We start from the raw sequence: 19,699 nt of genomic DNA, 5'->3' as shown, positions 1-19,699 counted from the left end.
TTATACTTTTTGTGTTACCTTATTTAAAAACTCGCTCAAATATAGGTTAAATTGTTCTGGCTGTTCCATCATTGGCGCGTGGCCGCATTGGTCTATCCAGTACAAAGTGCTATTGGGGAACAATTGATTGAATTCAACAGCTACCTCCGGCGGAGTTATTTTATCATTTCGTCCCCATATTAAACCCACGGGAATCTTTATTTTATGAACGTCTTTGCCCATGTTATGGCGTATAGCCGATTTTGCCATAGCCAATATTTTGATCACCCGGTTACGGTCGTTAATGGTTTCGTAAACATCATCAACCAGTTCGGGTGTGGCCGTTGCCGGATCGTAGAAAGTATATTCAACTTTCTCCTTTATAAACTCGCGGCTTTCCCTGCGAGGGAACGATCCACCAAAGGCATTTTCATATAAACCCGAACTACCGGTTAATACCAGCGTTTTAATCATTTCCGGATGCGCCAGGCAATAAATTAATGCCACATGCCCGCCCAGCGAATTACCTATAATTGTAATGTTACTTAATTTTTTATACTTTATAAACTTATGAACAAATTTTGACAACGACTTTACGCCTGTTGTCAGTAAAGGAAGATCATAAATTGGGAGGATAGGCAGCACTACACGGTATTGATCTTTAAACGCATCAACCACATCTTCCCAGTTGCTTAACGCCCCCATCAAACCATGCAGAAGTAACAACGTTTCGCCTTGCCCCTCGTCTATATATTTGAAACCGTTTTCTTCCTTAAGCTCGTAACTCATATAAACTAACTGATATTTTTATGTGTACCGATTTATATTTTAGTATAAAAGTACTATTTATACGCTATAAAGATACTTTTAAGAATTTGAGTTGCAACAATATTAGCAACTTATTTATGCCAATAATTGTTTAACAACTTCTGATATTGTTTTACCGTCAGCCTTGCCGGCCAGCTCTTTATTGGCAGCTCCCATTACCTTGCCCATATCCTTAACAGATGTTGCTCCTACCCTGCTTATAAGATCTTTCAGGTATGTTTCAACTTCTTCTTTACTCATTTGCTTTGGCAGATAAGCTTCAATTACGGCTTGCTCCTCTACCTCTATCTGATATAGGTCGTCGCGGTTTTGGGCTTTGTAAATATCTGCTGATTCTTTGCGTTGCTTAACTAACTTTTGCAGCACCTTAATTTCTGCTTCTTCGCTAATTTCTTCTGAGGCACCTTTCTCAGTAAGAGCCAATAATAAGGCCGATTTTATAGCGCGTAAACCACGCAATTTATCTGCTTCTTTAGCCAGCATGGCTTTCTTAATATCCTGGTCTATTGTTTCTTTTAGTGACATTTTATTATTGATTAAGTTGGATTAAGTTAAGCAGTTGACTGAGTTAAAGCTGGAACCTGATCAACTTATTCAACTCAACCAACCACTCGCCTATTTTCTAAATATATTGCTTGCTGTAGCCTGTGCTGTTGGCATTACTACTATTTCGTTAATATTTACATGCGCCGGGCGCGAAACCACAAACCAGATGGTTTCTGCAATATCGTTAGCCACCAGCGGGTCGAATCCCTCGTATACCTTTTTTGCACGATCTTTGTCGCCTTTAAAGCGCACTTCAGAAAACTCTGTTTCTACCGCGCCGGGGTGTACTACGGTTACTTTAATGCCATGGCTCAGTAAATCGATACGCATGCCTTCGTTAAGCGCGCCAACTGCGTGCTTGGTAGCACAATATACGTTTCCGTTTGGATAAACTTCTTTGCCCGCTATCGAACCAAGGTTAACAATATGACCATGCCCGTTCTCAATCATCCAATTTGATACTACTTTGCTTACATAAAGCAGACCTTTAATATTGGTATCAACCATGGTATCCCAATCGTCATAGCTGCCTTTTTGTATCGGGTCAAGCCCTTGGCTAAGGCCAGCGTTGTTAATCAACACATCAACATTTTTCCAATGCTGAGGCAAGCTTTCCAGGTTGCTGATTACGCTATCGCGGTTACGAACATCGAATGCAGCAACGGCAACTTCGACGTTGTACTTATCGTTAAGGTGATGCGCCAGCTTCTCTAAACGATCGTGCCGGCGGCCGGTAAGTATTAAATTATAATGTTGTGCAGCAAATAAATGGGCACAAGCTTCGCCTATCCCTGCGGTGGCGCCTGTTATTAATGCAATTTTAGCCATAGGAGTGTAACTACCGCAGCGAAATTATGTTTTTTTGATCTTACTTATTCGAAGTATAAGCTAAAACTTATGGTATGGAGAAATAATTTACTTATAGGAGATGAAAAAGGATTGGCTGGCTTATTTCCGACAGCGGGTTCGGCTTGCAGTACATTGCCAAATGAGTTGCTGAATTTTAGTTCGGGCGAAAGCTTAAAGTATTCGAAATAAATATCGCAACCAAAACCAGCTTCCCAGGCATTATAGTTACGCCCCATCTTCACCTTTTTGTCGTCCAAAGCGGCGTCAACGTCATCGGGCTTTTTGCTGATAGCAAATGAAGTTTTTACGCCACCCAATACATACATCCTAAAATCGCCAATACGGTCTGATTTAAATTTAAGCGAAAGCGGAACATCAACCGATGTTGTCGAAACGGTTTTTGATGTACTCTTATCATCATCATAGGTATAGGAAATTGATTTGTCGGAAAATACTAATTGTGGCGTGGTACGCACCTCCAAATGTTCGGTAAAACTGTAGCGGGTTATAAAGCCAATGCCGAAGCCCGGCACACTACTGGAACTAATAGACGTTAAACGCCCGTTATAAGAGAATGGATTTATATTTGAAGGAGGAACTGCTGTTTGCCAATCGGGCTTTTTTACGATCTTAAAATCGCTGTTTACGTATTGAAAAGTGAAGCCAAAGCTTAGGTCCTGCTGATCGGCGCCACCACCCCATGACGGGACTATGGTATACTGCGCCCACGATTTACATGTACAAATAACCAGTAAAAAAACAATCAGGTACCCGGCTCGTATCATTTAATCCCAGTGTAAATAGAACAGATGCCAAATGTTAGCGATCTGTGTTTGGTTTGCTTATATCCCACCTTGTCCATTAATGCTACAAAACTTTTTCCATCCGGAAAAGCAGCAACAGACTCGGGAAGATACGAATAAGCTCTCGAATCTTTTGAAAAAAGCTTACCAATTGCTGGTGTTATATAATGAAAGTAAAAATTGTATAACTGCTTTATTGGAAAAGCCTTAGGTTTCGAAAACTCTAATATCACGGCTTTGGCACCCGGTTTTAGCACACGCAGCATATCAGCCAAACCTGCTTCCAAATTTTCGAAATTACGAACACCGTATGCAACCGTTAAAGCGTCAAATGTGTTATCTGTAAAAGGTAGATTTTCCGAGTCGCCTTTGTACACTTCGAAACGATCGGCCAGATTACGTTTTGCAATTTTCTGCTTAGCCACTTCCAGCATTCCTTCAGAAATATCAACACCGGTTATCTTTTGGGGGTTAAGCATACCCAGAGCCTCAAACGCAAAATCGCCTGTGCCGGTAGCCACGTCCAGAATGTATTGAGGCTTATCCTTTTTCAGTTCGTTAATCGCTTTCTTTCGCCAGATGATATCGATCCCCAGCGACATAAAGTGATTCAGGAAATCGTAGGTGTGAGATATATTGTTAAACATATCGGCCACCTGCTCTTTTTTGGTGGCCTGCTGACTATTATAAGGAGTTATAGTTTTGCTCATTTCTGAGGCAAAGTTATTAAGTTATTTGTTATTGAGTTATTAAGTTACTTTTTAAATACACTGTAAACTATTAGCTTTCCATTGTAATTTCCTGGAGTTGCATTTGATTATTAAATTTCACAACCAATAAATATTGTGATATTTCTTCACCCAAGGTAAAATCAAAAATGGCAAAGTCGTCGTCCTCCGGATAAAAACCAATTCGCATAAGCTTTAAGGCTGAAAGCAATCTTTGTTCTACTGACAAAGATTTGTCTTTAGTATCTATGATTGCTTCCAGTTCGGTTTCGTCAAGCACATCAATGTGATGCTCCAAAAACTCTACTACATTTTCTCCGCCTTTAAAATCACTGTTTATTTCCTTCTTAGCCAGCTCAACAACTTTTTCAAGGTCATTTAAATATTGTTTCAAGATCGACAGCTTATCTTCATCGATACTTGTTTCATAAAAATTCAAATCCAGCTGAATTTTAGCTGATCCAAATATTACATCCTTATCGTAATAGTCTTGTAAGGATTCCGAGTTCAAATCGCCAAAAAAAGGAAGGTTTAGTATCATTGTGCTAGGTGTATTTAGGTTATGTTATGACTTTATTTATTTAGCCAACTCCGTCATTTTCCCTACCCTGCTATGCTTATAACCATAGGTAAAGTAAACCACCAAACCTATTACCAACCAGATAAGAAAACGCAGCCAGTTGGTGTAACCTAACTCAGTCATAAGATAGAAGCAACTTAGGAGACCGAGCACTGGTATAAGGGATAGCTTTTTAACAAAAGCCAATACCGTTAAGCCAGCTGATAAAATGATGAATAAAAAGTAAGGGAAATTTTCGTGACTGTTTGTTGCTGAAAATAAGCCCATGATAGGCTTCCAGAAAAAGTAGACGCCTACCACAAATAAAACGGGCACAATAAAGCGCGAATTGATATACGGAATCTGGAATTTGCCTTTTACAGTAGCTTCTTTAGGCAACAGCAATACGCCGCCACAAACCAACACGAACGCAAACAGCGTACCGATACTGGTTAGGTCGGTAACTTCGGTAAGATTCATAAACAGGGCCGGTATTGCTACTACGAAACCTGTGACGATTGTTGCAAAGGATGGGGTTTGAAATTTAGGATGGATACGTGAGAAAGCTTTCGGCAATAAACCGTCGCGGCTCATGCTCATCCAAATACGCGGCTGCCCCAATTGGAAGATCAGCAACACGCTTGCTGTCGCAATTACAGCACTGATAGAAATCACATAACTGATTTTCTTAAGTCCTACATGTGCGAAAACAAACGCCAGCGGATCGCCGACGTCAAGTTTTTTGTAACTCACCATCCCGGTAAGTACCAATGCGATCAGAACATATAACACGGTGCAGATCACCAGCGAATAAATCATACCGCGGGGCAGGTCGCGCTGAGGGTTCTGGCATTCTTCGGCCGTAGTCGATATCGCATCGAAACCGATATAAGCAAAGAACACGCCCGAAACCCCCTTCATTACACCACCAAAACCATTTGGCAAAAAGGGATGCCAGTTGGCTGGTGTTACGTAGAAAAAGCCTAAAGCAATAACGGCTATCACCACCGCTATTTTAAGCAGTACCATGGCATTGGTTACTTTCTTAGTTTCGCGGATACCCACATACACCAGGTAAGTGATAATGATTACAATGAGCAAAGCTGGCATATTGGCAATCAGTTTCAAATTGCCAAAACCCGGTGCGGTTGACCACGCAATGGCTTCGCTACGTAGTTTGTCGGTAATATCGGCGGCATGTCCGCTTGTTGTAAGCTGTTGTATTGTTCCCTCGGCACGATAGGCGCTGAGGTAATCCATGGTTAAATATTCGGGTAGGTGAATATGGAAACCCTCGAGCAGATTTACAAAATATTCGCTCCATGATATAGCCACGGCAATGTTACCGATGGCGTATTCCATCAAAAGATCCCACCCGATGATCCAGGCAATCAGCTCACCAAAAGATGCATAAGCATAGGTATAAGCGCTACCGGCGACTGGGATGCGCGAGGCAAATTCAGCATAACACATGGCCGAAAAGCCGCAGGTAATGGCAGTTAATACGAATAATATAGTTACTCCCGGACCGCCATTAAACGAAGCCACACCGATGGTTGAGAAAATACCTGCCCCCACAACGGCGGCAATGCCCATAAGGGTAAGGTCTTTTACATTTAGTACTTTACTGAGGTGCGATTCTGCGCCCGAGTGTTCGCTATCGCTAAACCCACTGGCTACGTCAGCAAGAATGGTATCGATCGACTTTTTACGGAAGATATTTTTCGACATTAAATTTTAATCAAAGTATACGGAAGTCAAACATAACTATTTTTTCGGTCTGTTAAGGCGTATTGTGTTAAATTGCGCCCATGAAGATGCGTATAACCGAGGTATTATACCGATTACGATTATTTTTTATTCCTTATTTGATTATTTTAAGCTCGTGTTTGCTCATTAAGCTGCTCTACAGCCGCGAAGACATCTATTTTACCCTTAACAAATACCACAACGACTTTGCCGACTACTTTTTTATAGGCGCAACCGCAGTTGGCGACGGCTTATTTATGCTTTTGGTAGCTATCATACTGGTTTTGTATAGTTATCGTAAGGCGTTTTTAATGGCGACATCATTTTTAGCCACCACCATTGTAGCCCAAACCATAAAACGAATTGTACGTGCCCCCCGCCCCTCTTTATATTTTACAAATCATACCAATATCTACTATGTAAAAGGGGTAAAACTGCTCACTTCAAACAGCTTTCCGTCGGGTCATACGGTGCAGGCTTTTACCATGGCTGTAGTGTTGGCTTACTTTGCAAGGCAAAAAAGCTGGGGATTTATTTATCTCATACTCGCTTTATGTATAGGCTACTCGCGCATGTATTTAAGCGAGCACTTTTTTGAGGACGTAATGGCAGGTTCTATAATTGGCACTTTTACAACAATAATATGGCTCACTATCATAGATAGCAAGCCATTTATACATACTCCAAAATGGAGCCGTGGTTTATTAAATAAGAAAAATGGTTAAGTAGTAGCTACCTTCTTTTTTCGGCGCACTACCATCACAATTATAATTATTAGCACTACACCTCCTGCAATCAACGCCATTTTTAGGGCCTTGTGCATACCAGTAAATTTACCAAAGGTTGAGTACTGATCAGTACCATCAAAACTTGGATCTGTTTTTATAGATGCAAAAAACTGATCGGCTTCCTTTTTGGCTATATCCTCGCGCTGCTGAGGATACATAAACTGGAAGGTATAAGTAGCTTCCTTAGTATATAATATCCTGAACTTACGGATTTGCTCTCCTTGTGCATCATCACTTGTGCTCAACGCAAAATCCCTTACCTCAACATTATTTACAATAGTATCGTGGCTATTCAAAATAGTACCATTTCCCGAGCTTTTGAGCAGCTTGTTGGTGTACTCTTTAAATACCTTGTTAAGGTCTTTCTCTTTTTTCAGCGGCTGATTAGTGGGGTTCGGAGCCTTAATAACTACCATGTACCCCAGGGCTCCTGTACCGGTCCATATAGACTGGCCAAGGGTGTCGCGTTTTTGAAATTCTGCCGGTAAGGAAACCGTTACCAGGCTATCTAGTTTCACAGGCTTAATTACCTGTGCGTGGGCTGTTGCAAATGCAAATATGGTTAAGTAAAAACCTATCAGTAACTTTTTCATAGTTAACTTATAACTAAAAAAACACCGATAGGTTTTAAAAGACGTTCAGGTTGTTACCCTTATATTACAATTTATCGAGCTCGCTTTTAACAAAGGCAACCAGCTCTTTCACGTATTCGGCGCTGAAATCGAACTTAATTCCAGCCGTTTCGTAAATCTCTTTAATGGTTTTGGTGTACCCAAGTTTTAGCGCATCCAGGTATTGTTGAAGCCCTTTTTCGGGATTTTCTTTGTAGTTCTTCCATACTGCAATGGCGCCTAATTGAGCCATGCCATACTCAATATAATAGAAAGGCACCTCAAATATGTGCAGTTGCTTTTGCCATAAGTTGGCTTCTGCATCTTCTAATCCGCTCCAATCGGCAAAGCTGGCGCCAAAACGTTCGTAAATTTGTGTCCAGGCTTCGCGACGCTGCTCGTCGTTATGATCGGGGTTGGTATAAATCCAATGCTGAAATTGGTCTACAATAGCCACCCACGGCAGGGTTTTAATCACGTCGATCAGTTGATCTCGTTTGGCGCGTTTCAATTCTTCAGGGTCGTTGAAATATACGTCCCAGTTGTCCATCGAGATTAACTCCATAGACATTGAGGCCAATTCGGCAACCTCGGATGGGCAGTGTTTAAAATCGTTCAGTTCCAGATCTGCTGTAAGGAAGGTGTGAACTGCGTGCCCCCCTTCGTGTACCATGGTAGTAAGATCGCGGAAAGTATTTGCCGAGTTCATGAAGATGAAAGGCGCACCCGTTTCGGCCAGTGGATAGTTGTAACCACCCGGAGCCTTACCCTTACGGCTTTCCACGTCGAACAGACCATTCTCTTTCATAATCTCTAAACGCTCTCCCAGGTAACGGCTGATGTTGCTGAAACATTGGATTGATTTCTCAATCAATTCCTCGCCATTTTGAAATGGCTTTAGTGGAGCTTTACCGCTGATATCCACGTCCATATCCCATGGTTTAAGAGACTCTAAAGCCAGGGCTTCTTTGCGTTTTTCGGCTTGTTCCTTTAGTACTGGTACAACCTCCAGTTCAATAGCCTCGTGGAAACTGTAGCAATCCTGCGGGGTGTAATCGAAACGGCCCAGCGCCTGGAACATATAATCGCGAAAGTTTTCAAAACCTGCGTTCAAGGCTACTTTATGGCGAAGCACGCGCAACAGATCGAACAGTTTATCCAATTCGAGCTTATCCTGTAAACGGCGACCTGTTATCTTTTCCCAGGCCTCTTCGCGTTTAGCGCGATCCGGGCTTTTTAAGATAGCAGCGGCTTGCTCCAGAGTAAATTCTTTATCGCCAATCATAACCGACATAGCGCCGGTGATCGACTGGTATTTCTGTTGCTCTACCTGAATTTCAGTCTGAATCGGAATATTTTCTTCGCGGAACAGCTCCAACGACTTTTTAATGCTGCGCAGATAAACAAAATATTTATCATTATCCAACTTGTCAAAGAAGGCACTATCAACCAGTTTCTTATTCAGCTCGTTGCTGTAAGGCGCAATTTTAGGTTCAATTTCGGTAGCGAAATACTGGAAATCTTGTAATAGTTGTTCGCTGGCGGTGTCGCAAGTCATTCGAATGTAGCGCCATGCGAAGTTCTCCTCCAGGGCAGCCTCAAACTCGCTGCGGTCGCGCAACCATTGCTCTAATTCCTCAACAGAATTAATCTGGCGGTCGCGTAATTCAATCAAAAGTGGCTCTAAATTTTCCCACTTCATTTCCAGGTTTTCTGGTATATAATGTTTTGCTTTTTTATGGATCATGGTATTGGATGTGTCAATTTGCTGATTTGTCAATTTGAAAATTGCCTTGCAATATAGACAAATGTAGAAAGCTTAGACAATCGGCACATCATGAAATCTTCAAATTCTCTAATCAACTTTTAAACAGCGTTTCTGAAAGCTCTACAATTCCATCTCTGTAAGTGGTCGGTTTTACATTAAAGTATTTCTCGAACTTATCTGAGTTGAAAATATAATCGTGGTCATACTGGTAATACATCTCTACCGAATCTTTTACCAGCGGATTAAATAATCCCACTAATTGCATCATTAATTTATTAATGGTGCTGTACCTGGCTTTTGTGTTGAATACATCTGCAGCAAGCTCTATAAACTGATTTCCGGTTATGGCCTGCGCAGTTGGCACATGCCAGATCTGGTTATCACTTCCGGGAGTCTGGCCCAATAAATACATCGCTTTACCACAATCAGGAATGTAGGAGAACGAATGCAAGGTTTTAGGCTTGCCTATCCACTGCGCTCCTTGTGCCTTAGCATATTTAGCCAATACCATACTATCGAAAAAGCTATTCATGCTTTCGGCCCCGTAAAAATCAGCCCCGCGGATAATGCTGGCTTTGATGTTTCCGCCTAGGGCTGCGTCAATTAACTGGGTTGCAATTTTAGCGCGAACTTCGCCCTTTTTGCTCATGGGATTGTAGGGCGTAGTTTCGGTCATCGGTCCATTTAATTGGCCGTACATATATACGTTATCAAAGAATATTAAGCGTGCACCGGTTTCTTTAGCCACGTTGATCATGTTTTGCATGATTACCGGCCATTGCTGCTGCCATATCTTTGCATTATAAACCAACCCTGCGCAAAGGTAAATCACGCCCGATCCTTTTGCAGCCTGTAGCACCTCGGCATAATTTAAAAGATCGGCCTTTTGCCAGGTTACGTTTTTACCTGCGATGGTAGATGGACGCCTGCTTACCAGGCGAATAGTTTCGTTATGATCGATTAGTTGCTTAGTTAGTGCATTGGCTACCGGGCCACCAGCACCGAATATTGTGTGTATCATATCGTTTTCTGTTTTAGTGTTATACAAACGTACAACAGCATTGAAACAGAAAACGTTATCTTAAGATAAGAAAATAAGAAGTTTTAATTAAGCCAGTATGCGCCTGCGAATCCGCGAGAGAGAAACTGGGGTTATACCCAAAAAGTTGGCTACATAATGCTGAGGCATCCGCTGCAGAATATCGCGCCCGGTTTCGAGTAGTTTGAGATAACGCTCTTCGGGCGATTGGGTGATGAATGCAGCCACACGATCTTCGTAACAACACAGATAATATTCGGCCACTAAACGGCCAAAACGCTCCATCTTATAAGCAAGCCTTTCGTCAGCCAGCATTTGCTGAAGACTTTTATGACTGATAAGGATCAGTTCGGTATCTTCTAAAGTCTGAATATAATTAACGGCAGGCTCTTGCTTTAAAAAGCTTTTGTACGAGCTCATAAACTCGTTTTCGAAACTAAAATATCCGGTGATGTCCGTACCATCCGAAACATGGAAATATCGGACAGAACCCTTGTGCACGAAACCGAAGTGCTGGCATACCTTTCCGGCTTCAACAAAATACTCCTTCTTTTTTAAGCTAACAAACTCCAGGTGGTTGCAAAACAGTTCCCATTCGCTGTCGGTAAAAACGGCGTAGGGCTCCAAATGCAGCCTGAAATTTTGTTTAGCCTTTAGCGAATCCATATTCTGTCAACCAAAAATAATACAGCAAACACCACACTTGCAATACCATTGGTTGTCATAAAGGCAAAGTTAACACGGCTCAGGTCGTTAGGTTTTACCAGGCTATGCTGATAAAACAGCATGCTGCAAAACACGCCGATGCCCAGATAATACGGCCAGCCAACATGCGTAAAAAACACCGGCATAATAATAAAGCAGGCTGATAGCACATGCAGGAAACTCGATAGGTTAAGCGCTTTTACTTTACCCAGATAAGCGGGTATAGAATGAAGCTTTTCGTTGCGGTCGAACTCCTCATCTTGCAGGGCATAAATAATATCAAATCCGCTTACCCAGCATAACACAGACAGTGAGAAAAATAAAGGCAGTAAATTAAATTCGCCGGTTACCACCAGATAAGCACCTATTGGCGCCAGGGAAAGTCCTAAGCCTAACACCATGTGGCATAATGCCGTAAAACGCTTGGTAGCACTATAACCCATCACCACAAACAAAGCAACCGGAGATAGGTAAAAACACAGCGGATTAATAAACCACGTTGCTGCTATAAACAACCCGCAGTTAACCAGCGTAAAAGTTAACGCAGCAGCCGGACTAATTCGCCCAGCGGGAATATCACGCACCTTGGTACGTGGGTTTTTAATATCGATATCCCTATCCAGATATCGGTTAAAAGCCATAGCCGAGTTACGTGCAAACACCATGCATAGCACCATCAGAAGCAGCTTTTGCCATTCGAACGTGTGGTTGGTAGTGGTTACCGCCAAAAAGAAGCCGATAAAGGCGAACGGCATTGCAAAAATGGTATGCGAAAATGTTACTAAGGAAAAATATTTCTTCATTTTGTTGTTAGTATTCAATTCCCCTCTTGAGAGGGGTTAGGGGTGTGTTCTTCTAATACCCCCTTTTACAAAGGAAATTCCTGGCTATCCACTCCTTTAAACCTTGCGTTTACGCTATCAATAAAACCCAGCACTTCTTCACGGCCAAGTTTATTTTCTGATGACGTGATAAAATAATCGGGCATGGAGTCGAAGGTTTCTGTCAATTTCCGCTTAAACGCGGCTACGTTTTGGTCTGTTTTTATGCTCGATTGCTTGTCGGCCTTGGTGAAGATAATCACAAAAGGCAATCCATGTTCGCCCAACCAGTTACAGAACTCCAAATCTATTTTCTGAGGCTCCAAACGGCTATCAATTAACACCATTACGCATTGCAGGCTCTCGCGTTTATCGAGATAAAAACGGATAAACTTGTTCCAGTCCTCCTTTTTGCTTTTAGAAATTCGTGCGTAGCCGTAGCCAGGTAAATCTACCAGAAACCATTCATCATTGATTAAAAAATGGTTAATAAGCTGCGTTTTACCCGGAGTTTGCGAAGTTTTCGCTAGCCCCTTTTTTGCCGTAAGCATGTTAATAAGCGACGACTTGCCTACATTTGATCGCCCGATAAATGCGTACTCGGGTTTCTCGGGTGGAGGGAGCTTTGATACCTGCGTATTACTGCAAATAAATTCTGCCGATTTTACAATCATAGTGCAAAGGTAGGGTTTTAGTTTTAAGCAAGGTAGCAATGCCCAATTTTACAATGCCCTAACACGATTTACAAAGGTTAGTATTAAATTTGAATGTTTAAACATATATTTTATGAGCGATTATCAAATTCCAGCCCAAACACGCATTGGCCACGTTCATTTAAAGGTGAGTAATCTACAACGGTCGTTAGATTTTTATTGTGGTTTGCTCGGTTTCGAACTGATGACTACCTATGGCGATGCTGCTGCCTTTATTTCGGCCGGCGGATACCATCATCATATCGGACTAAATACATGGCATAGCAAGAACTCGCCTCCAGCCCCCGAGCGAGCGCCCGGTTTATATCATACCGCAATTTTGTACCCCGAGCGAAAAGATCTGGCAGCCATACTAAAACGTTTAATTGATGCCAGATATCAGATAACAGGTGCATCAGACCATGGTGTTTCCGAAGCCATATATCTTAACGACCCCGATGAAAACGGTGTTGAGCTATACTGGGACCGCCCACGCGACAAATGGCCGCTGGACGAGCATGGTAACTTAACCATGTTTACACGTCACCTGGATATCGAAGGTTTGATGGCGACGTTGGAAGAATAATAATATTTATACGGGAGACAAAATAAAGAAGGCCGCATCTGCGGCCTTCTTTATTTATTTTATTGAATGCGATGTATCACCACCGTTTCCGGGTCGGCCAACATCAACGGTACTTTTTCTATGGTTACGAAACTCAAGTCGAGGCCAAAGTTCCGTTCTTCAGAAAGGCTGAGATTTTTAAGATATTGATAAAACGCCATTACCCCTTTTTCATACAATGAAAGGTAGTGCGAGCGCGACATTACTTTCTCAATCACCACAAAACGGAAGTCGCCAATGATCTTGTGCTTATTTAACGAATCGTATTTACTTGTAATATCCACCTCTCCTTTTCTAACCAGGTCTTCTACCACTTTTCTAAACAACAGGTTAATTTGTTGCTCAACGCGGAAACCTAATTTAAAGTCGATACGGATCAGCTTGTTCGGCACTAAAAAGTCAACCTCGTACTCACGGGTGTAAGGTTCGTCCATTACATCAACGTGCACCAACCAGTAAACGTCGGCACGTTTTGGCTGTTTCTGTAGTATCGAATAAATGATCTTAGATTCTACTTCCGAATTAAAGTTGGCACTTGTTAAATAAACGAGTTGCGAGGCATATTTCGAAACGGAATTATCGTCGCTCAATTCTTTAATAATGGTGTAGTAATCTTCTATTTCTACAAACTTAACATAGCGGTTACGGATCTTCCGGGCGGTGTGCCACGTCCACATAATGGCGAACAGTATAGCACCTACCGATAGCGTAAACCAGCCACCGTGCACAAATTTAACCAGGTTACCAAACAGGAAGGTGCCCTCGATACTAAGGTATACCACCAGGAATATGGTAATAATATATCCCGGGTATTTACGCCTCCGCAGGAATTTAGACACTAGAATAGTGGTCATCAACATGGCTACGGTAATACTTAAACCGTAGGCTGCCTCCATCTTGTCCGACACCCGGAACAACAGTACCACGCCAATACAACCGGCGCATAAAAGCCAGTTAACGCTTGGTACATAGAGTTGGCCTTTCTGTTCAGACGGGTAATTGATCTTCACCTTAGGCCAAAGGTTCAAACGTACAGCCTCGGCGATCAGGGTAAACGATCCCGAAATTAGCGCCTGGCTGGCGATAATAGCGGCTATTGTGGCAATGCTGATACCATAAAGCAGGAACCAAGCCGGCATAATTTTATAGAAAGGGTTGTTTAAGTTAAGGTCCATTGTTTGGCCTTGGTACTTTAACAACCACACCGCCTGGCCAAGATAGTTAAGGATCAGACAGCTTTTTACATAAACCCAACTTACTCTGATGTTATCACGACCGCAGTGGCCTAAGTCAGAATACAATGCCTCAGCACCCGTTGTACACAGGAAAACTGCGCCCAATATGGTGAAAGCCTTAGGGCTTGTGCTTAACAGTTCGAAAGCGTAATATGGGTTAAGTGCTTTAATTACATAAGGTGCCTGGGCAATGTAGATAATGCCCAAAACCCCCATCATACTAAACCACAAAAACATAATAGGCCCAAATGCCTTACCTACCAACGAGGTTCCGAATTGCTGTATAAAAAATAGAAAAGCAATGATGATGATTACGATGGTAACGGTAGGAAGTTCGGGATAATAGGTTTTTAAACCCTCAATTGCTGCCGATATCGTAATAGGTGGTGTAATGATACCATCGGCCAAAAGAGCGCAGCCTCCCAGCACAGCCGGTATAATGAGCCATTTGGCCCGCCGCCTAACCAGCGAGAAGAGGGAGAAAATACCGCCCTCACCCTTGTTATCGGCTCTAAGCGTAATTACTACATACTTAAGTGTTGTTTGTAAAGTTAACGTCCAGAAAATACATGATACCCCACCGAGAACCAGTATCTCTGAAATGTGCTGGCCTCCTACTATAGCTTTAAAAACATACAGGGGGGATGTTCCGATGTCACCGTAAATAATACCCAAACTGATAAGGATACCAGCGGCGGTGAGCTTGTTTAAATCTTTGTGTTGTGTCACTATATTGTTAAAAGATTCTGCAAAAGTATTAAATGTTTGGTTATAACATAACCCTCTTAATATTCGTATACTTAAGAGAGGGACTACTGCACAACAATAGAAGCGTTAATTTTGTTAAAAATTGTTAAATTTATTAATAAAAACATATTGTATATAGTACATTAAGCTTGTTAATTTATAGTTTTGCAATGTGAACTTGATTTATGAGGCAAAAATTTACTTTTAATTTTTTATGGATATTTATAATTGCGGGAGCAATGTCCATAAATTTTGCCTTTGCTTCGGCGGTTCGAGCGCAGACAGACACCGCATATCTGCGTATTAAAAATGCCAAAACTGCTAACAAGTCTTACTTAAAAGGCGGCTTTCATTTACCCTTTCCTTCGTTAAAATCTTTGGTATCGCCATCGTCAAAAGCAGGCATGGCCAAACCGGCAGATGATAAATTATTAAGCAACGTAACCATTTTCCCTAACCCGGTTACCGATCAGATTAATCTTAAATACACCATTACCCGAAATACCAACGTTACCATAAAAATCATGGACGTATTGGGTAACAACGTATTAACCCTGCTTTCTCAGCGCATGGACCCGGGAGAACAAAAATTCTCTTACAACCTTAACAAGCAACTTACCAGCGGTTTTTACTTTGTGCGCGTTATGGTAGGTACTGAATCTATTATCAGAAGGATCTCAGTACTTTAAAAAGAGAAGCAGGAATCGGGATACAAGAATCAAGACGGCTTCCAGTTCAACCTATGGTCGGTGCTGTCATCGACCGTGAACGACACAATTATCCAACCTTCCTCGGCAAAAAATCAGTTACAGCCAACATCCTGGAGTTAATAATGTTTAGCTTTGGCATTTACACCTGTTTATCCTGTTATGAAAATAATTGCCATCGGCCGTAACTACGCCGAACACGCCAAAGAACTTAACAACCCTGTACCAACCGTACCGGTTATTTTTATGAAACCCGACACGGCTTTGTTAAAAGATAACAAACCTTTTTACCTGCCCGATTTCTCTAATGACGTTCATCACGAAATAGAAGTGGTTTTAAAAGTGAGCAAAGAAGGTAAACACATCGACGAGAAGTTTGCTGCCAATTACTTCGACGAGATCGCTATCGGCATTGATTTTACTGCACGCGACATCCAGCAAAAGCATAAAGAAAAAGGCCTGCCATGGGAACTGGCCAAAGCATTCGACGGCTCTGCACCTATCAGCAACTTTTTGCCTAAAGATAAATTTGCCGATCTATATAACATAGGTTTTAAACTCGACGTAAACGGAGAAGCACGTCAGGTTGGTAATACTAAAGACCTGTTGTTCTCGTTCGAAAAGATCATTGCTTTTGTATCTAAGTACATCACCCTAAAAAAAGGTGATCTTATTTACACCGGCACTCCCGAAGGCGTGGCCAAAGTAAACGTTGGCGACCACCTGGAGGGTTACCTGGAGCACGAAAAACTGTTAGACTTCTACATCAAATAACGCATGCCAAAATACCCCGTTACTGCTTTTTTACTTTTTCTTGCATTCTTATCTAACCAAAGTACTAAAGCACAAACACCAGTAATACAAAGCAAAACCTACCCCCAAAATATTTTCCGTTATCCGTTAGATATACCGCCTAGCACTGCCGGTGGCTTTGGCGAACTGCGGGGCAACCACTTCCACTCGGGTTTAGATTTTCGCACCAACCAGCGCGAAGGCTACCCCGTGCATGCTGCTTACGATGGTTATATCTCGCGTTTGCGCGTTCAGTTTGGCGGTTTTGGCAATGCCGTTTATATAACCCATCCCAATGGATATACCTCGGTATATGGTCACCTGCAGAGGTTTAGCCCCGAATTATTGCAAGCCATACGCGACGAACAGCGCAAGCAGCAGAAGGACATAGTCGATTTTAGCCTTACCCCTATGCAGTTCCCGGTTTATAAGGGGCAAATTGTGGCGTGGTCGGGTAATACGGGTGGTTCAGCCGGTCCGCATTTACACTTTGAATTGCGCGATAGCGAAACTGAACAAACCATTAACGCGCAACTATTTGGATTAACAATTCCAGATCAGGTACCTCCATCCATTTCGGCCATTGCGGTATATCGACTTAACGGTAACCCTTTCAGCGAAAAAACAGCGCATAACTTTTATGCTGTTACGGGAGCAGCGGGCCATTACCGCATGCTGCAACCGCAGGTATTAGAAATTGGTCGCGAGGCAGGTTTAGGTATTGCCTGTATCGATCAGAACAGCGCATCCGCCAACCGCAATGGCGCCTATTCCATCGAAGTGAAACTGGATGGCACAACAATTTACACTATGGCTATGGAACGCTTTGCCTTCGACCAAACGCATGCCATTAACGCTTATATTGATTATCCAACGGCGCAAACCACCGGCCGGATGATCCAGAAATGTTTCGTTCTTCCTGGTAGCAAAATTTCCATTTACCCGCAGGCAATCAATCGTGGTATTATTAAGTTAACCGACGATGAGGTGCACGATGTGGAATATGTAGTGAAAGACGTTGCGGGCAATACCTCAACTATCGCTATTAAAGTAAAAGCAGGCTCCGACGAAAAAAGCACAATTGTACCAACCACTCCGGGCAGTACACGTTTTCATTATGACCAAACCAACACCTTTACTAACGACGGTTTGAAAGTAATTATCCCTCCGGGCAATTTATATGACGATCTGGATTTTACATTCTCCAAATTGCCTAAACACGTTGGGGCCTACTCAGCTACGTATCATTTGCATAACCGTTTAACACCTATTCATGATGAGTTTGACGTTTGGATAAAACCCGACAGCACCATCGGTCAATTAGCCAACAAAGCCGTTATCATTGGCGCTGGCGACGCCATTTACGAGGATGGTTATGTTAAAGCAAAGGCCAAAGGCTTCGGCGATTTTTATGTTAAGGTTGATAACGAGCCGCCTTTCATCAGGCCCATAAATATTGTTAAAGGTGGTAGCATGGCGCACAAGCCAAAAATTTCATTTAAAATTGGCGACAGCTTATCGGGCATAAAATCTTACATTGGCAAAATTGATGGTGAATGGGTGCTGATGGAATGGGATTTTAAAACTAAGGTTCTAAATTATACCTTTGATACCAGCATTACCCCAGGCAAGCATACCCTCGAACTAACAGTTACAGATAATAAAGATAACGCGGCAACATACACCGCAGATTTTTACAGATAATGGCAACTTTAACAGAAGGCACCAAAGCTCCAGACTTTACCGCCAAAAACCAGAATGGCGAAACAGTTTCGTTAGCCGATTACAAAGGCAAAACTGTGATCCTGTATTTTTATCCTAAAGACGACACCCCGGGCTGTACCGCCGAGGCTTGCGATTTTAGGGATAACTATCAGTTTTTGAGTGGCCAGGGTTACGAAGTAATTGGCGTAAGTGTTGACGACGAAAAATCGCACAAAAAATTCGAAACCAAATACAACTTGCCCTTTACCCTGATTGCCGATACCGACCATAACATTGTAGAAGCCTACGGCGTATGGGTAGAAAAAAACATGTACGGCAAAAAATATATGGGCGTAGCCCGCACTACTTTTATTATTGATGCAGAAGGCACCATTAGCAAGATCATCGAGAAAGTAGATACCAAGAACTCATCGCAGCAAGTTTTAGACTTGCTGAAATAATAATTAGAATACGAATTCAACCACCTTTAATTAATGACTACTGATACTAATGAACTGAAGCGCGTAGCCTCACAGGTACGCCGCGACATTGTACGTATGGTGCACGGATGCCAAAGCGGCCACCCTGGTGGTTCTTTAGGTTGTACCGATTACCTGGTTGCCCTTTACTTCTCTGTAATGGAGCACAATCCCGATTTTAAAATGGACGGTATTAACGAAGATCTTTTCTTCTTATCAAACGGCCATATTTCTCCGGTTTTTTATAGCGTACTGGCACACGCCGGCTATTTTGATAAAGCCGAGCTTGCTACATTCCGTAAGTTAAATTCAAGATTACAGGGACACCCTACTACTCACGAGCACCTTCCGGGTATCCGTATTGCATCGGGCTCATTGGGTCAGGGCTTGTCTGTAGCTATCGGCGCTGCACAGGCTAAAAAGCTAAACGGCGACAAGCATTTGGTGTTCACCCTACACGGCGATGGAGAATTACAGGAAGGTCAGATCTGGGAAGCTGCTATGTACGCCCCGCATAATAAAGTTGACAACCTGATTGCTGCTATCGATGTTAACGGCCAGCAAATTGATGGTTCTACTAAACAAGTGCTTTCATTAGGCGACCTAAACGCTAAATGGACTGCCTTTGGTTGGGAAGTTTTGGAAACTAAAGGAAACGACATCGATGCCCTGCTTGTAACCTTGGCTGAAGCTAAATCTCGTACCGGACAGGGCAAACCTGTTGTAATATTACTTCATACTGATATGGGCTACGGCGTAGACTTTATGATGGGTACCCACAAATGGCACGGTACAGCACCTAATGATGCGCAATTAGCACAAGCATTAGCGCAGTTAGAAGAAACGCTTGGGGATTATTAACCCCCCAGCCCCCTAAAGGGGGGAGCATAAGATGCAAAAATCAAGAGACAAAAATCAAGACATAAAACCATAAAATCAAAGCCC

21 protein-coding genes are annotated in these 19,699 nt (G+C 42.4%); 7 read left to right on the top strand and 14 right to left on the bottom strand.

The genetic code is table 11. The features are described from left to right. The 7 genes from GSY63_RS03910 to GSY63_RS03880 form a co-directional block, all read right to left on the bottom strand. Positions 1 to 768, bottom strand: a complete 768-nt coding sequence (locus tag GSY63_RS03910; protein WP_166584519.1) for an alpha/beta fold hydrolase — start codon at positions 766 to 768, stop codon at positions 1 to 3. A 114-nt stretch (positions 769 to 882) separates the two neighbouring features. Further along, positions 883 to 1,332 carry a GatB/YqeY domain-containing protein gene (locus GSY63_RS03905; protein WP_166584518.1) on the bottom strand — a complete coding sequence of 150 codons (450 nt, stop codon included), beginning with the start codon at positions 1,330 to 1,332 and terminating at the stop codon, positions 883 to 885. A 90-nt stretch (positions 1,333 to 1,422) separates the two neighbouring features. Then, the gene (locus GSY63_RS03900; protein WP_166584517.1) at positions 1,423 to 2,181 is read right to left on the bottom strand and encodes an SDR family oxidoreductase; all 759 of its coding nucleotides are present in this window, start codon (positions 2,179 to 2,181) and stop codon (positions 1,423 to 1,425) included. Between the two features lie 44 nt (positions 2,182 to 2,225). Next, a complete protein-coding gene (porT, locus tag GSY63_RS03895; RefSeq protein WP_166584516.1) occupies positions 2,226 to 2,987 on the bottom strand; it encodes a type IX secretion/gliding motility protein PorT/SprT in 762 nt (253 codons plus the stop codon). Next, positions 2,984 to 3,715, bottom strand: coding sequence for a bifunctional demethylmenaquinone methyltransferase/2-methoxy-6-polyprenyl-1,4-benzoquinol methylase UbiE (gene ubiE, locus GSY63_RS03890; RefSeq protein ID WP_166584515.1), 732 nt, complete (start codon positions 3,713 to 3,715; stop codon positions 2,984 to 2,986). Before ubiE ends, porT begins: the two co-directional genes overlap by 4 nt. Before the next feature lie 70 nt (positions 3,716 to 3,785). Continuing rightward, entirely contained in the window at positions 3,786 to 4,274 is a 489-nt protein-coding gene (locus GSY63_RS03885) for a DUF2004 domain-containing protein (protein WP_166584514.1), read from the bottom strand. Between the two features lie 36 nt (positions 4,275 to 4,310). After that, a complete protein-coding gene (locus GSY63_RS03880; protein WP_166584513.1) occupies positions 4,311 to 6,023 on the bottom strand; it encodes an amino acid permease in 1,713 nt (570 codons plus the stop codon). A gap of 80 nt (positions 6,024 to 6,103) precedes the next feature. Between GSY63_RS03880 and GSY63_RS03875 the strand changes: the two genes are divergently transcribed. Further along, positions 6,104 to 6,766 carry a phosphatase PAP2 family protein gene (locus GSY63_RS03875; RefSeq protein WP_166584512.1) on the top strand — a complete coding sequence of 221 codons (663 nt, stop codon included), beginning with the start codon at positions 6,104 to 6,106 and terminating at the stop codon, positions 6,764 to 6,766. On the opposite strand, the gene GSY63_RS03870 is transcribed toward GSY63_RS03875, so the two are convergent. From GSY63_RS03870 to yihA, 6 genes are all read right to left on the bottom strand, one after another. Next, complete coding sequence (locus GSY63_RS03870; protein WP_166584511.1) at positions 6,763 to 7,422, bottom strand: hypothetical protein; 660 nt, start codon at positions 7,420 to 7,422, stop codon at positions 6,763 to 6,765. The two genes, GSY63_RS03875 and GSY63_RS03870, sit on opposite strands and share 4 nt — an antisense overlap. 64 nt (positions 7,423 to 7,486) lie before the next feature. Continuing rightward, the gene (locus GSY63_RS03865) at positions 7,487 to 9,187 is read right to left on the bottom strand and encodes a M3 family oligoendopeptidase (RefSeq protein ID WP_166584510.1); all 1,701 of its coding nucleotides are present in this window, start codon (positions 9,185 to 9,187) and stop codon (positions 7,487 to 7,489) included. A 112-nt stretch (positions 9,188 to 9,299) separates the two neighbouring features. Then, positions 9,300 to 10,229 (bottom strand): NAD-dependent epimerase/dehydratase family protein, encoded by a 930-nt coding sequence (locus GSY63_RS03860; protein ID WP_166584509.1) that lies wholly within the window; start codon positions 10,227 to 10,229, stop codon positions 9,300 to 9,302. 87 nt (positions 10,230 to 10,316) lie between these two features. Continuing rightward, positions 10,317 to 10,913 (bottom strand): Crp/Fnr family transcriptional regulator, encoded by a 597-nt coding sequence (locus GSY63_RS03855; RefSeq protein WP_166584508.1) that lies wholly within the window; start codon positions 10,911 to 10,913, stop codon positions 10,317 to 10,319. Next, positions 10,901 to 11,755, bottom strand: a complete 855-nt coding sequence (locus GSY63_RS03850) for a UbiA-like polyprenyltransferase (protein ID WP_166584507.1) — start codon at positions 11,753 to 11,755, stop codon at positions 10,901 to 10,903. The genes GSY63_RS03855 and GSY63_RS03850 overlap by 13 nt, the downstream gene beginning before the upstream one ends. Positions 11,756 to 11,820: 65 nt before the next feature. Further along, the gene (gene yihA, locus GSY63_RS03845) at positions 11,821 to 12,447 is read right to left on the bottom strand and encodes a ribosome biogenesis GTP-binding protein YihA/YsxC (protein ID WP_166584506.1); all 627 of its coding nucleotides are present in this window, start codon (positions 12,445 to 12,447) and stop codon (positions 11,821 to 11,823) included. A gap of 112 nt (positions 12,448 to 12,559) precedes the next feature. On the opposite strand from yihA, the gene GSY63_RS03840 reads away from it, so the two are divergent. After that, entirely contained in the window at positions 12,560 to 13,051 is a 492-nt protein-coding gene (locus GSY63_RS03840; RefSeq protein WP_166584505.1) for a VOC family protein, read from the top strand. A gap of 59 nt (positions 13,052 to 13,110) precedes the next feature. On the opposite strand, the gene GSY63_RS03835 is transcribed toward GSY63_RS03840, so the two are convergent. Further along, positions 13,111 to 15,054 carry a KUP/HAK/KT family potassium transporter gene (locus GSY63_RS03835; protein WP_166584504.1) on the bottom strand — a complete coding sequence of 648 codons (1,944 nt, stop codon included), beginning with the start codon at positions 15,052 to 15,054 and terminating at the stop codon, positions 13,111 to 13,113. A gap of 257 nt (positions 15,055 to 15,311) precedes the next feature. Between GSY63_RS03835 and GSY63_RS03830 the strand changes: the two genes are divergently transcribed. The 5 genes from GSY63_RS03830 (at position 15,312) to GSY63_RS03810 (ending at position 19,615) form a co-directional block, all read left to right on the top strand. Then, a complete protein-coding gene (locus tag GSY63_RS03830) occupies positions 15,312 to 15,761 on the top strand; it encodes a T9SS type A sorting domain-containing protein (protein ID WP_166584503.1) in 450 nt (149 codons plus the stop codon). 180 nt (positions 15,762 to 15,941) lie between these two features. Further along, the gene (locus GSY63_RS03825; protein WP_166584502.1) at positions 15,942 to 16,553 is read left to right on the top strand and encodes a fumarylacetoacetate hydrolase family protein; all 612 of its coding nucleotides are present in this window, start codon (positions 15,942 to 15,944) and stop codon (positions 16,551 to 16,553) included. 3 nt (positions 16,554 to 16,556) lie between these two features. Continuing rightward, positions 16,557 to 18,275: a M23 family metallopeptidase gene (locus tag GSY63_RS03820; protein ID WP_166584501.1), complete on the top strand. Its 1,719-nt coding sequence runs from the start codon at positions 16,557 to 16,559 to the stop codon at positions 18,273 to 18,275. Beyond that, positions 18,275 to 18,736, top strand: coding sequence for a thioredoxin-dependent thiol peroxidase (gene bcp, locus GSY63_RS03815; protein WP_166584500.1), 462 nt, complete (start codon positions 18,275 to 18,277; stop codon positions 18,734 to 18,736). The genes GSY63_RS03820 and bcp overlap by 1 nt, the downstream gene beginning before the upstream one ends. Before the next feature lie 33 nt (positions 18,737 to 18,769). Beyond that, the gene (locus GSY63_RS03810) at positions 18,770 to 19,615 is read left to right on the top strand and encodes a transketolase (RefSeq protein WP_166584499.1); all 846 of its coding nucleotides are present in this window, start codon (positions 18,770 to 18,772) and stop codon (positions 19,613 to 19,615) included. The last annotated feature ends 84 nt before the right edge of the window (positions 19,616 to 19,699 follow it).

Origin of the sequence: Mucilaginibacter agri (genome assembly GCF_009928685.1) — a bacterium.
GTDB classification, from domain to species: domain Bacteria; phylum Bacteroidota; class Bacteroidia; order Sphingobacteriales; family Sphingobacteriaceae; genus Mucilaginibacter; species Mucilaginibacter agri.
Note: the sequence above shows the minus strand (reverse complement) of the source record. Positions and strands in the feature narration are given on the sequence as shown.